Origin of the sequence: Kutzneria sp. CA-103260 (assembly GCF_018263855.1) — a bacterium.
Lineage (GTDB): Bacteria > Actinomycetota > Actinomycetes > Mycobacteriales > Pseudonocardiaceae > Kutzneria.
This window is the reverse complement of record NZ_CP073318.1, coordinates 2,729,128-2,743,247: the sequence shown is the minus strand read 5'-3', so window position 1 is coordinate 2,743,247 and position 14,120 is coordinate 2,729,128. Positions and strand designations below refer to the sequence as shown.

Sequence of the window (14,120 nt, the reverse complement as noted above, 5' to 3'; positions counted from 1 at the left end):
CCGGCTGACCCTCGATCAGATCGCCGGCAAGGCCGGCAACGCCGGCTCACGCTCGCGGCACACCCACTCGAAATCCCGCCGCCGATGGACGAACTCGCGCTGCGTCTTGCCACCAACCTGCGAGGCCACGTCGCCCTGGCCCGCACCGACAACCACCCGTGACTGGTCCCCGGCGGCATTCCCCGCCCGGCCGATCACGGCCGCGCACCACAGCCACTGCGTGAAGAAGTTCAGGGTCCGGGCCCAGTCGGCGCGCAGCGCCGCACTGGTCGACATGGCCGGGCACTTCCCGGCCTCCGCGCTGGCCAAACTGGTCGGCATCCACGTCAACACCGCGGTCCGCTGGATCTACCGCGCGGGCGCCGACACCTTCGCCGCCGAGATTTCACGGGGGACGCAACCCCGTCCTGCGACTGATGGTCACTGATGAGCCTGGACTGCGCTGGGGAGATCTCACACGTGGTCTGGCCAGCTGTTTCCGACGCTCACTGGGGAATCGTCGACGCCTGCATGCCGAACTGGTGGTCCAGATCGTCAGCAAGCTGACGAGCCACCTGTCGCAGGGCGTCGACGTCACCATCGGCAGCGAACTGAGCCTCCACTGTATGCGGGTTACGGACAGCCCTTGTCGACGAAAGGACATGAAAGTCCGTGGTGAAGTGGGGTCCCATCCTGTTGTCGACAGCGACCAAAGGCCGGCTCGGCCTCGTTGGGTCCTGGAGGAACCTCGCGCAGATCTGCGTCGTCCCGGCTCCACCCAGACTGCGGACATGGGCAGCGGCTAGAGCCACTGCCTCCACCAGCATGGAATCGACCGCCGCTACGGGAACCCGATCGACCTCGCCGGCGTCCTCGCCAGCGAGACCGCCGCGCACCCAGTTGTTGAAGCCGACCGCCAGCGCCATCGAGCCATCATGGTGAAGTTCGACGTGGCCCCAGTCGGCCCGGTCCAACGGATCGGTCGAGTAAGGGTTCGATCGAATCACCCAGCGCCGCAGCCCAGCTCGCGGGTTGTTGACCGCATAGCCTTCTAGCTCACCTATTACCTTCATCCGGCCTATCCGGCCGCCCGCACTCAGCGGATAGATCTCCGAGGCCAGCTGAAGCATCTCCGTCATGGTCGCAGTGGCCTGCTCACGCCGCGGGCGACCAAACACAAGCGGCATGGACGCGACCGGGCGCGCGGAGACCGCAATCCAGACGCCGCCGTCAAGTGGCATCTCGGGCGCCAGATCGTCGATCAGCGCACCGAGAGCAGCACGATCGTCGGCCCTGCGAGCGAAGCGGTCGCGATACGCGCGCTCAAGCTGGCTCTCGGTCATCCAGCGAGTGTCGGAGCCATCCCGATACGGGACGCCCATCTCGTTCTTCTCTCCGACGACATGCGGGGAGTCCGGGCTGGCCGGGACTGACACGACGATGAGTCCTCGTTCTCCCGCCTCGTCGTTCAGCGGTTCGATCACCAGTCCATCGACCAACGGCCTCATGCGTTGCCAGGCCAGAGACCGAAGGTTCTGCCGCTCGCGCTCATCGTTCGACACGCCTGTCAGCTCGACAGCTTCCTCGTTATGCTCTCTGACCCCGAAGACGATCAGCCCGCCCCGCGTGTTGGCCATCGCCGCCACGTCCTTGGCGAACTCCCACCTCTTCTTGTCTTTCACCTCCGGAGGCAGGTCCTTCTTCCAGGCCAGGTCCCGCTTCCAATCCAGGTCTTCGTTCTCACGCAGGTTCTGGACGACGGCCTGGGTGACCATGTCGTGGGTCAGCGGCCTTGGCGACAGCCCGAGCTCGGCGTGGATCCGTGACCACATGATCGCCATCAGTCGACACTACCGTAGCTTTGCCCCCAACCGTGGAGTTGACGAGGCACGGGGATAATTGGCCGATGACTCACGAGCCCGGTCGTCCACCACGCGTCGTGGTCAACGCCGTGACGGGCAATGTGTCTGGGAGCGTAGTCCAAGCCGCCAAGGTCGAAGGTGGCCTACACCAACACCATCACCACTACGGAGCTCGTCGTCACGTTCTTGAGGAGTTCCCAGCGACCACCCCGCTTGACACGAACTGGCTGATAAACCAGCCCAGTCGCCTACTAGATGCCCGCAGCCAAGTCGTGCGATTCATCGGCCGAGACACCGAACTGACGTTCTTGCGGGGGTGGCGTGACTCCAACACCTCGCGACTATCAGTCCTCCTGCTCCACGGCCCCGGCGGGCAGGGCAAGACTCGGCTTGCTACGGAGTTCGCCGAACGCTCCCGCAGCCAAGGCCTCCCAGCTGCGCAACGATGGCGCGTCCTTCAAGCAGGCTTCCACAACAGCCCAACGCACTCGTTCAACGACGAAGAATCCCCAGCTGAGGCCGACGGTGCCGGCATGCTGCTGATCGTCGACTATGCCGACCGGTGGGCGCACAGCGAACTGGTGCGACTGTTGTCCGATCCACTTCTGCATCAGCTGCGACCTACGCGGGTCATCCTCATCGGCCGGACTGTCCGGTGGTACGCAGCTATCCGCGGCGAGCTCAGCGACAGCCGTGCCTCAGTTGGCGATCTTCCATTGCTCCCGTTGGCCGCGGACAGGCTGTTGATGTTCACCACTGCCCGGGACCGCTACTGCGAGCCTGATCTGTACGACCTGCCTGATGCCACGAGTATCCGGCCACCGGAGTCGTTGGTCCACGATGATCTCGGGCTGACGCTGACCGTGCACATGGCCGCCCTCGTCGCGGTCGACGCCCACAAACGAGGCCGGCAACCCCCCGGCAAGCCACATGAGCTATCGGCCTACCTGTTGGACCGCGAATACCAAGCGTGGCAACGGCTGTTCGACGCTGGCAGCCAGGGCCAGGACTACCGTACCCGGCCCGCCATCATGGCCAGGGTAGTATTCACCGCCGCACTCACCGGAGCGGTCAGCCACGCCACCGGCATCCAAGTCCTGCGGGCGCTGGACTTGCCCCGCCATCCGCAGGACCTCCTTCTCGATCATCGCTTTTGCTATCCACCCGCCAACCGTGAGCTGGTCCTAGAACCCCTCTATCCCGACCGGCTTGCCGAGGACTTCCTCGGCCTGCTAACCCCGGGCCACGACGTCAGCGCCTACGATCCCGACCCCTGGGCCAACACCATCCCTGCCACGTTGCTAAACGCGTCCGATGGCCTCCGGTCCGCCGCAGCCCCCCACGCGGTGACTTTCCTGGCTTCCGCCGCCACTCGCTGGCCTCATCTTGGCGCGAAGGTGTTGTACCCGCTGCTACGCGCTGACCCCAGCCTTGCACTTGACGCCGGTAGTTCCGCGTTGACCGCACTGGCTGGCATCGACGACATCCCTGATGACGTCCTGGAGCCAATTGTCAGGAGTCTTCCCGAAGGTCGGCACATCGACCTGGACGTCGGCGCTGCGGCGATCACGCTTGCCCTGGCCACCCGTCTGCTCGGCACCATCACTGGCCTGGTCAGCAAGGCTCGCCTGCATGTTCACTGCAGCAATCGTCTTGACGCGGCCGGCCGGCGCGACGAGGCCCTGGTCCACTCCCACAGCGCCCTCGACTGCTTGAATGAGCTGATCACGATCAACGTTGCCGACTCCGTTGCCTATCTGCCTGACATGGCAACGGCGACAGGCAACCACGCGCTGCAGTTGGCGAATGTCGGCAGATGGAGCGAGGCCCTGGAGTATTCCCAGAGCACTGTCGCAGTGTACGAGGTGTTTGCGAGAACCGACGCCAGCACCTATCTGGGCGCCCTCGCGGCGGCGGTAAACAATCACGCGTTGCTAGTGGCGAATACCGGTCAGCGAAGCAAGGCCCTGCACTATTCCCGCCGCGCCGTTGGGCACTACCGGAAGCTAGTGAAGGCCAACCGTGTTGCCTACCTGCCTGAGCTAGCGATGTCGCTGGCCAACCACGCGACCAACCTGAGAGATGCCGGTCAGTGGAGTAGGGCTCTGGACTGTTCCCACCGCGCTGTCGAGCACTACGACGAGCTGGCACAGGGCGACCCCGCCGCGACCTACTTGCCCCATCTGGCGGCGTCGGTAGCCAATCACGCGGCGCACTTGAAGGATGCTGGCCATCGGGACGAGGCACTCGCCCACTCCCACCGCGCCGTCACATTGCACGAGAAGCTGGCGAACGCCAACGCCGCTGCGTACCTGCCTGACCTAGCGAGGGCGTGGAGCAACCACGCGCAGCTTCTGGTTACCGCCGGTCGAGGTGATGAGGCCCTGTCTTATTCCCTCCGCGCTGTCGAGTGCTACGGCAAGTTGGTGGAGGGTAATCGCGTCACCCACCTGCCCAACCTGGCGATGTCGATGGCCACACACGCGGCCAACTTGGCGTATGCGGACAGGCGGGACGAGGCGCTCACCTACTCCCACCATGCCCTCGCGTTGCGCGAGGAGTTGGTGGCGGTCGACCGCGCCGCCAACCTCCCCAACCTGGCCGCCGTATTGTGGACGTTCACGCTCGTACGGTCGCTACTGGGCGAAGATCTGCACGCCGCTGCCGAGGTTGGCGTGCAGGCCGTGGACGTCTATCGCGAGTTGGCTGCGGGAGAACCAGCACCGTTCGCTGTCGGCCTGCACGCAGCATCGGCGACCCTGGCCAACGTGCTCAACGCCCTCAGCTCCGCCGACGAGGCCGAACAGAATCGAGACGTCCCAGGCCGTGGGCACCCACAGCCGGGGTGACGGAGCCTCTCCTCGCGTGAACGCCAGCTACTCGGCCCCACAGCCCCCACCGGGGCAGGCTGCGCTCGTGAAAGGGGGTACTGTTGGATCGTGGCTTGCTCAGCCAACTTCGACGGGCACTGACAGAGCCACAGTCGGAAGCCTCCCTCTCTGCCACCACGAGTGATCAAGTAGCGTAGAGGTCGATGGCGAACGTGATGATCACCTTCGTGCGGAAGCTCCAATTATTGCATCTGACGCACCATTGGCTACATCTCAATGCCGAGCCATTCTCGCATGTCGACGACCATTTCTGGTTGGAGCAAGATTTTGGCCGACGTGTCGCTGACCTGCGTCAACCAATGCGGATGCAACGATGTTGTGTCCGATACAACTGGAGGTTCGGATGGTCCGGCCGAGCTGGCATCAGTCCGGCGAGGCGTCGTAGACCAGGGTGAAACGCCAAAACACGCGGCGCCGGATCCGAGCGCCGGCCAGTTTCCGAGCCGCCGCAGTCCGAATGCCGGCCAGTTTCCGAGCCGCCGCAGTCCGAATGTCGGCCAGGGTCTCCTTGGCCGCGACGGTGGGTGCCGTCACATGCGGGGGGCGCGTCGGCGCGGGCAGGATGCTTAAGCAGCCCAGTGATCGGATTGGCAAGGATGGCAGGAAGCTCAACCAGCAGTCTTGCGGGACTGTCCTCACGGTAAGCCGACCACCACGAGTCGCCCGCCCGGAGCCAGGCAATCTCGAAGCTGCCGCAGGGTTTCTGGCCGCAGGGTTTCTGTCAGCGGAAGGTGGTGCAGGACGGCGACGCCCCGGCGGGCTTCAGTAGCTTCCGTCACGTTACCGTAACCGCGTTTGACGATAGTCGGGATGTCAGTCCGTCCGGCGCATGATCAAAGCGCCCTCCGGATACCCACGCCCACTCACGGTACCGCCTGTCTGCGGTGCCGGACCGCGGAAGTCGAGTGAGTAGGGCTCCAGGTCGCTGTTGATTAGCTCGTGGTGATAGCGGCGCAGTGAGACTCCTTCGGCGACCAGGCCAACGTCAGGGTCGATGAGGCGGCGGGCTACCTCGCGAAGCTGTGGCCCTTCGAACCATTCGATCTTGATGGCCGAGTCAGCGGTCCACACGTCAATCCAGCCGGCAGCGCTAAGCAGATGAAGGCGTCGCAGCACGAGGCTGGCCAACATCGGGTGCGCTCGGAGACGCTCATATTGGCGCAGGTACTGACTTTCTGTCGCCGTCAGCGCAGGCTCATGCACGAAGAAGTCTTGCGTCGTTCCAACGTACTCGTCATTCGTCCATGACATAGCCTTCGACCATTGCGTTGGCGTGACGTCCTTGAGTAGTACGTTGGCGTCAGTAGGGTGTCCGTCGCGGCTGAGCAGGCGGAGGGTAATTCCTCGGCGGCTGGAAGTCACTCGGAGACCTGGAACGCCTGCGATTTCATTGTCGTGGCTACGCGGTGCCATGCCGAATGCAAACGATCCGAGATGATGTGGCAGCAACGACAGTTCGAGCGAATGGGACTTCGGGGTGACGTATCGGAACGGATAGAAGGGCAGGTCGTGGTTGCGCAGCTGGCGTATGTCCCGAAGTGCTAGGAGGACATGTGCTTCCAGCTCCTGTTGCGCGGCCGTGGCCGCCGGTGGTATCGCCTGCTGTGACCCGCTCACCCTCGTCATGCTGGTACTGACGACCTGGTGGGGTTCGCCGGTGCAAGCCCTGCGCGCGCGCAACGCGCGGGTGTGAGCGGCAGATGTGTGCGGCATCAGGATGCATCTCCATCACGATGCCTGTGGCTGAACGACTTGCCTACGAACGCGACGGTCAGAGCGGTGAACAGACCGCCACCAATCGCTCCCGTAGCCCCCAAGACGAGCGCCAGCGGCAGGATGATTACCAACGCGAGAAAGGCTGCGCAGGCGGATGCGGTGACCATCAGCGACCTCGCCCTGCGAGTTCGGTGGTCGCAGCTGAGCATGCTGTCGAGGAAGCCCGCTGGCGTGAGCGACCGGTTGTCTCGGCGTGGTGGACGGGCGGTCATGCTCCACCCCTCCATGCAGTCGCCGCGGTGACCGTCGACGTGGCCAACTGGTGTTCATACTCGGAGCGGGGCAGCCGGGGCAGCGTCCGCAAGATCAGGCCCGGCGGGGAGCTCGACAGTTGCGATCCCCCGGCGAACGTGCTTGGCGTGGGATCGCTGTCGATGATGCGCGCGTGGGTGATGTGCTCGTGGATCGGTCCGGTGGTTGTGTCCACCGTAAACCGGCTGTGGATGACCCCGGCCAGCGGGTGCCGGAGTGCGTCCAGAACGTCGTAGATCCGTGGGCCGTCGTCTATCTCGACGTGCAGGTAGTTTCCACCATTGCCGGTCCACACGTCCAGAGCGAAGGCGCCGGCGAGCAGACCGATGCGACGCAGCATCGCGCTGCCCAACGCGATCGGCCCAGCGTGACGCCAATAGAAGTCAACCAGGCCTCGCTCGCCGCGACTCAACAGAGGTGAATGCTTGAGCAGCAGGTCAACGCAGCCGTCCTCGTATTCGATGGCGGCCTGAGCCGCCTGCCAAATGTGCTTCCAGGTCCGACCAGCGATGTTCCGAATGATGACGCACGCGTCCGTCAGGCGATCCTCTTCATCGAGGAGGTGAACACGCAGGTGCTGGCTTGTTGGGACGATGCGCAGACCCGGCACACCGTAGGTGCTGTCGCTCGGGTTGACTGGCGGAATCAGCGCACGCATGAACCGCACGATGACATCCTCGAACAGCTCGCCTGTCAGCTTGTTCGGTCGAGGATTCACCATGCGGAAGACCTGATGGCCGGCGTAGGGGGCACCCTGGAGGTCGGCGAACGTTGGCTGTGCGTCACGAATCGCCAGTAGCAGCGCTGTTTCGAGCATGCGCTGGTGGAGGCTAGTCGCATCGGGCACCACCTGCTTTGTGCCCTGCAGTTCGCTGATAGCCTGGAGGGCGAGCTGGTGCACCTCGCCGGTGTATGACCTACGCAATCGAGTTGCGCGCTTGACGGCGGCGGTGCTGTGCGTCATGAGGTCACGTCCTGTCCTCACCGCCCCGGCTCGGCGAACACATCGACATGAATAGACCTGGCATGCTACCTCGATGCCTCAAATACCAACGGTAGGCCCTAAGGACCTTGCGGTCATGGTGATCAGCAGTCCGGGTGCTGATCCGACCGGGCTCCCGTCAGAGCCACCGGAGCGCACGATAGCATCCGCGCCGATCTAGCGCAAAGCCTCTACGTACAGAGGGTTGGGGTGCGCCGCAGGCGTGACTTCTTAGCCAGCATGATTCGCAACATGCCGAAGGTCTGTCGTGCCACAGAGCGGGGCCAAGGCGTCGATGCTCAGGCAACGCAGAAACTCATGGCAAATGGGCGGCAAGTAGGACGGAAACATCGAGGCCGAACTGGCGGTGGCGTTCACTCATGCACCGAACGCACTGTATACACCCACGTTGATTGCGAATTCTCGGGAATCCTGCACCATTGTCGCGCCTCTGCAAGTTCGATGAGACGTCACTCCGCGGTGAAACCATCGCTCCGAGTGTCTTGCGGGGGCCGGCAACGATCCTGCTATCGGTAGTGTCACGGGCGTTTTGACGTTGATGTGCCCGGCTTCAAGCCGTGTTGCTCGCGCTTGGGATGCGAATAACAACAGGCCGCAAGGTATTTACGAGTCGGACACGCTGGGTGAACATGAAGTCAACAGCGGGCATCTCAAGATCCATACGCATGGGGCACGTACGATACTGTTGCACGGTGGCAAACAGCTTCGGCGAGATGATCAAACGGGCACGGAAAGGGCTCGGCTGGACCCAGCGCGACCTGGCAGATCGTCTGGGGGTCGGTCAGCAGGCAGTGAGCGGCTGGGAGCGTGGCAGGTCACGCCCATCTGTAGACATAATGAGCCGAGCCGCGGAACTGTTCGGCCTCGATGTCGATTCATTGAGCGGTAACCCGCGAGGTTCCAGCATGGCGATCGACGAGGCTGCCGGGGTGCGCCCGCCGGTTCGCCCCTTGATGACCAGGCTTCCGCTGCAGAGACTCTCACCCGATGTGTTCGAGCAGTTCAGCACCGACTTGGCCGCCGCGCTCCATCCGCAGGCACGCGTCCATCGCTTCGGGGGCCAGGGGCACACCCAAGGCGGCATTGACGTCATCGTCTACCACCCCGGAGGCTTGCCGATGGGCATCCAATGCAAGAGGGAACAGAAGTTCGGTCCGGCCAAAGTGACGAAGGCGATCGGCGAGCTGACGGTCGACGTCGGCCACTGCTACATCTTCCTCACGCGCGTGGCGACCCCGCAGGCGCGACAGGAGATCGCCAACCATTCTTCGTGGACGCTATGGGATGCCGACGACTTGTCCCGCGAGGTGCGGTCGCTACCGGACCGAGACGCCGCAGTTCGGCTCGTGGACACCTACTTCCCAGGTTGGCGGGAGTCGTTCCTGGGCGTGCCCTCTCCGGGGCCGTGGCTGACTACCGAGGAGTTCTTTCGGCCATTCGTGAAGCAGGGCATCTACTCTCACGAGTGGAACCTCGTTGGCCGCGTGGACGAGTCGACGGCGCTGCGGACCTACGCCATGGATCCCGATCGCGGCGGACAGATCGCCGTCGTCGCCGGGCGCGGTGGGATCGGAAAGAGCCGGCTGCTGCGTGCTGTTGCGCGGGAGTTGGACGCTGAGGAGCATGTGACCGTCCGGTTCCTTGCGACGGACGCCGTTGTCGAGCCACAGCACTTCGAGATGCTTCCGCCCGACGAAGGGCTGCTCGTCGTCGTAGACGACGCGCACGACCGGGCCGACGCCGCCGCGATCGTCGCTGGCATCCGGCGGTTCCGTCCGAAGACGAAGGTGCTGTTGTCGTTGCGGCCGTACGGCATGGCGCAGCTTTTCACCGACCTACGCCCGATCGGGGTGCACCCGTTGGAGGTGCCGGTCTGGGAACTCGGCGACCTGACTGTGCACGATGCTGAGAGTCTGGCGCACGCCGTCCTGGGGCCTGACATCGCCCCGCAGGTGGCGCAATGGCTTGCGGCGCTGGCGCCGGACTGCCCGCTGTTGATCGTCGTCGGCGCAACGCTCATCACGCGGGGATTATTGGATCCCGCTCGCCTGGAGGCCAGTGACGACGTTCGGACAGAGATCCTGCGGATGTTCGGGACGGTGGTAGCCGGCGCGACGGGCACCGGCGAGACCGAACTGCGGCACGAGGTTCTCAAGGCGATGGGCGTGCTCCAGCCGTTTCGGCTCAACGAGCCCGACTTCCAGGCAGCCGCGTCGACGCTGACGGGCAGACCGTTTGACCAGTTGATGCCGCACCTGCGCGTCCTGCAGGACGCCGGCGTGCTGATGCGGCGCGGCCAGTCGGTCAGGATCGTCCCTGATCTGCTCGGTGACGTGATCCTCGCCGACGCGGCCGTCGACGGCCCTTCCGCCGCGTCCACCGGATACCTGGAGCGGGTATGCAGCGCCACCTCTGGGGACACGCTCGCGCACGCCGTGGTCAACGCAGGCCGTGTGGACTGGCAGACCCGCAGCCACTGCAATGCCGCAGGTTCCGCGGTCGGGGTCCTGTGGACCGGGCTCACCGCCGAGTACACGGCCGGCACGGTGCCCTCGCGGCTTCGCATCCTCCAGGCGGTCCGCCATGTCGCCGCGTTTCAGCCGACCCACGCGATCGCCATGGTTTGCATCGCGCTAGGTGAGCTGCCGGCAACCACAGGGCCTGTCGACCCGGCGCGCCTCGCTGCGAACGACGACGTGATCCGCGACCTGCCGGGCATCCTCTACCGCGCAGCGTTCACCCTTGACCATCTAGCCGAGGCGACCGACCTCATGTGGGAACTGGCCCGCCACGACACACGACCGCCGCACCAGTACCCGGAACACCCGATACGGCTGCTGGCCGAACTCGCTCAGTACGGAATGGGCAAACCTGCGGAGTTCCAGTACGGCATGATCTCTGCGGCGCAGCGCTGGCTGCGCGACGACAACGTGGCTGGGCACGCGCACTCCCTGTTCGCTGTGCTGGAGCCCATCCTGAGCACCGAGGTGGAGCAACGACGCTTCGACGGGCTCACCATGACCCTGCGCGCTTACCCCGTCGACATCGGCGCGGTTGGTCCTCTCCGTGACCGTGTCGTTGACCTGGGCTTCACCGAAGCAGGCACCGATGATGTCCGTCGCGCTGTGCGGGCAGTCCAGGCGCTGGAGGCCGCCCTGCGCTACCCCGTAGGGATGTACGGCCGCGCGATCAGCGCCGAGGAACACGACAGGTGGACCCCCGTCTTCGTGGACATCCTCGACCGCCTCGCCGGGCTGGCCGCACATCCCGGACTTGATCCGGTCGTGGCGGTCGCGATCCGTCAGGCCGTGCAGTGGCACGCCCAGTACGCAACTGGAGAAACCACGTCGACGGCCCAGGCCGTGCTGTCCAGCCTGCCACGGGACGCCGAACACCAACTCGCGCACGTCCTGCACGACGGATGGGGACCGTCCGTACGGGAACTGGACGACTACGGCGAGTGGAGCCACCGGCAGGAAGCACACTTCGCCGTGGTCGCCGCAGACGCGTGCGACCACTGGTCACCAGACGAGCTGGTCGATCGTCTTGTCCGACGGCTGGCCGTGGACAACTATGCCTACGGCCCCGCCGTCGCCAGTCCTGGCCCGTTCGTGTGGACCCTGGTCCGCCGCCACCCCGAGGTTGGCGCCGCCCTCGTGCGCCGGACGGTCTCTGGCCGCTCGGACTCGGACACCGCGGCGTCAGCCGCCCTGGACGTGCTGCGCGGACTCGTTCCAGTGGCGCTGAGCGTCTTGGCCGAGGCGCTCCCTTCCGAAGCCATGGGCCTGGCACGAGCGCTCGTCGGTACCCCAAATGTCGTTGACACCAGGGCCGTGGCGCATGCGTTCGGCCTCGGTCGAGGCAACCGCACAACTCTGCGCGACGGTGAAGCCGACTTGCTGCGGGACTTGATCAGGCATGCCGATCCCCATGTGCGCCGACTCGCGGTGTCTGCGGCTCGGATGCTCGGTGAGGGCAACCTGGAGTTGGCGCTACAGCTGGTCACCGGTGTCCAGTTCGGCGACTCCACCGCGCTGGCCACCGAAGTTGCCGCTGTGCTCACAGCTACGGGCACCGTGTCGTGGAAGCAGTTGACCGACATACAGGCAGCCGACCTCCTTGATCAACTGCACTCCTGCCCGTCCATCGACGACTATCACATCACCCATCTCCTGGCCGAGATGTCGACGGATCGTCCCGAACAGATCCTTGATCTGCTTGTCCGCCGTGTCGAGACCTATGAGCACAACCCGTCCGCGACGGACTACAAGCCCCTTCCGTTCCGCTGGCACACGCCGCTGCGCTTCCGGGAAAGCAAGGACTTCGAGCGACTATTGCGCCGAGTGCTGGGCTGGATTGCTGAAAACCCCCAGTCCTGGATCCGCGAACGAATGGGCGCACAGATCTTCGCGGCTCTCGCCGGTCCCTACGACGAACTGATCCTACGACTGTTGTCCGAAGCCGTCACCTGCGGCAGTCGACAACATGTGCTGGCCGTTGGGAGTGTTCTCGGCTCCGCGCCACGGGACTTCGCCTGGAATCACCTCGAGTTCGTCACTCAGGCGCTGTGGGCCTCCGAGAAGCTGGGCGACGACTGCCTCCGCGCCATCGGTGGCGGTCTGCACTCGGCCGCGATGCAAGGGATGCGCACGGGCGCTCTCGGTCAGCCCTATCCAGAAGACCTTGAACAACGGGACAAGGCCACCGAGCTGGCCAAGCGTCTGTCACCAGGCTCGGTCGAGCAGCAGTTCTACCGGTCGCTCGCCTCGGCTGCGGAGTCGCAGATCAAGTGGGTGGTGGACCGGGACGCGGTCCTCGACGACCGGCGTACCTGGTAGAGACGGTGAGAACGGGGCGGAGCAAGGAACGCTAAAGCCACACTCTTTGATCAGTGACTGCCGCGTAAGAACGGATTGACGCTGGCCGAGCATGCCGGGGACGCCACACCAGATCATATGCAGCGGCTGTTCAACCACGCGGTGTGGGACCACGATGCGACACAAGCGGTGCTGCGGAATTTCGTGGGCAATCCGCTGAGCGCGTGACCGAGCCGTCCAGATTGAACCAACCGCCGCCCAGCGGCCGCCACCCCCTTTGGCCTGTTGGCCGCCGCCTCCCCTGTCCCCGCATCACCAACGACGAACTCGCCGCGATCACCTCGATCGTGCTCACCGGCAGCACCGATTTGACGGTGCAGCCGGCGACCGCATCACCGAGACAGGACAGTCAGTGACATGTCGATTCGAAACGGCACCGAAACCTTCAGCTGCTCATGAAAGATTCCGGTCAGCGTGTACGTACGTGTCGCGGGGTCAAGTTCGTAGACATACGCCACCGGCCGCCCGCCGTCATTCTCAACTCGCCAAAAGTGGCGGATGCCAGCCTCGGCGTAACGCCTAGGCTTGGTTTCCCGGTCCCGAATCTCGGACGACTTGGAGACCACTTCAACGACCAGGAGCACGTCAGCGGGCTCGTAGTAGGTGCGGTCCAGATCAGCTGCGGCCGCCGCCAGGACCACCGAGACGTCCGGACACGGACGCTGCCGCTCGCCGAGGACCACGTCCATCTCCCGGGTCGCGGTGAACTCACCCGGGGCCTGGCGCGCCAACTCGTCCCGCAGACGCTCGACGACCCGCCGGTGAAACTCCGTCTGCGGACTCATGACGATGAGGTCTCCGTCGATCAACTCGATGCGCTTGAGCGCGTCGAGCTCTCCATAGGGGCCATCCAGACTGAGCCGATCAAGATCAGCCGCTGTCCACCCGTCTGGCGGCACGTAGGGCCATTGCAGTCCGACCGTCACACCGCCAGCGTAGCCGTGACGGCACAGGCCTGTCGCCTGGACACTCGCCGCTACCTGGACTGGCGGAGGTCGGCGGTGTCGAGCGGCCCGACGCCTCTCCCACCTCACCGACACTCCCCCAGCATGCGTACGGTCGGAGTGTCAGTTCGTCCGCACTCGCCGCTACAGCTACTGCGCCTACGTGCACGACAATCCGTGGCCTTACCTCAAGACCAGACCTGTCTGAATCTCACTCCGGGCGTGTCCACACGAAAAGCTCAACCGGTTCAACACCCAGCGAATAGGCAAGCACCAGCACACGGTCCAGGCTCGGGCTGTGCCGGCCGTTCTCGATCCGGTTGATGGTCTTGCGATCGAAACCACTGGCCTCCGCCAGACGCTCCTGCGTCCACCCAGCCTGCGCGCGCAACTCGGCCACACGGTGCCCGAACAGCGCGCGGTCATCCGCAAGGCGCGGATGAACCGGTGACACAGGCACGGGGGCAACGTTGGTACGCGCCGACAGTCAAGTCCGTACCAACAGTGGTACAATATGGTGGATCGCGGTGCGACAG

At 64.8% G+C, this 14,120-nt stretch carries 10 protein-coding genes; 3 read left to right on the top strand and 7 right to left on the bottom strand.

Annotated features, from left to right (window positions below; genetic code table 11):
- Positions 1-15 precede the first annotated feature (15 nt).
- On the bottom strand, positions 16-276 hold the full coding sequence (locus JJ691_RS11745; RefSeq protein WP_211768810.1) for a hypothetical protein: 261 nt from the start codon (positions 274-276) through the stop codon (positions 16-18).
- Between JJ691_RS11745 and JJ691_RS11740 the strand changes: the two genes are divergently transcribed.
- A complete protein-coding gene (locus JJ691_RS11740) occupies positions 275-427 on the top strand; it encodes a hypothetical protein (RefSeq protein WP_211768809.1) in 153 nt (50 codons plus the stop codon). The genes JJ691_RS11745 and JJ691_RS11740 overlap by 2 nt on opposite strands.
- A gap of 58 nt (positions 428-485) precedes the next feature.
- On the opposite strand, the gene JJ691_RS11735 is transcribed toward JJ691_RS11740, so the two are convergent.
- Positions 486-1,820: an AlbA family DNA-binding domain-containing protein gene (locus JJ691_RS11735; RefSeq protein WP_211768808.1), complete on the bottom strand. Its 1,335-nt coding sequence runs from the start codon at positions 1,818-1,820 to the stop codon at positions 486-488.
- 554 nt (positions 1,821-2,374) lie between these two features.
- Here JJ691_RS11735 and JJ691_RS11730 point away from each other — a divergent pair.
- Positions 2,375-4,690, top strand: a complete 2,316-nt coding sequence (locus tag JJ691_RS11730) for a tetratricopeptide repeat protein (protein WP_211768807.1) — start codon at positions 2,375-2,377, stop codon at positions 4,688-4,690.
- Between the two features lie 855 nt (positions 4,691-5,545).
- Here the strand turns inward: JJ691_RS11730 and JJ691_RS11725 are convergent.
- The 3 genes from JJ691_RS11725 to JJ691_RS11715 form a co-directional block, all read right to left on the bottom strand.
- Positions 5,546-6,349, bottom strand: coding sequence for a hypothetical protein (locus JJ691_RS11725; RefSeq protein WP_211768806.1), 804 nt, complete (start codon positions 6,347-6,349; stop codon positions 5,546-5,548).
- A gap of 95 nt (positions 6,350-6,444) precedes the next feature.
- Positions 6,445-6,615 carry a hypothetical protein gene (locus JJ691_RS11720; RefSeq protein ID WP_211768805.1) on the bottom strand — a complete coding sequence of 57 codons (171 nt, stop codon included), beginning with the start codon at positions 6,613-6,615 and terminating at the stop codon, positions 6,445-6,447.
- A gap of 101 nt (positions 6,616-6,716) precedes the next feature.
- On the bottom strand, positions 6,717-7,724 hold the full coding sequence (locus JJ691_RS11715) for a hypothetical protein (protein WP_211768804.1): 1,008 nt from the start codon (positions 7,722-7,724) through the stop codon (positions 6,717-6,719).
- A gap of 731 nt (positions 7,725-8,455) precedes the next feature.
- Here JJ691_RS11715 and JJ691_RS11710 point away from each other — a divergent pair.
- On the top strand, positions 8,456-12,601 hold the full coding sequence (locus tag JJ691_RS11710; RefSeq protein WP_211768803.1) for a helix-turn-helix domain-containing protein: 4,146 nt from the start codon (positions 8,456-8,458) through the stop codon (positions 12,599-12,601).
- 371 nt (positions 12,602-12,972) lie between these two features.
- Here JJ691_RS11710 and JJ691_RS11705 read toward each other — a convergent pair whose 3' ends face one another.
- Positions 12,973-13,566: a Uma2 family endonuclease gene (locus tag JJ691_RS11705; RefSeq protein ID WP_249227844.1), complete on the bottom strand. Its 594-nt coding sequence runs from the start codon at positions 13,564-13,566 to the stop codon at positions 12,973-12,975.
- A gap of 229 nt (positions 13,567-13,795) precedes the next feature.
- Positions 13,796-14,044: a helix-turn-helix transcriptional regulator gene (locus JJ691_RS11700; RefSeq protein WP_211768802.1), complete on the bottom strand. Its 249-nt coding sequence runs from the start codon at positions 14,042-14,044 to the stop codon at positions 13,796-13,798.
- Positions 14,045-14,120: the final 76 nt, after the last annotated feature.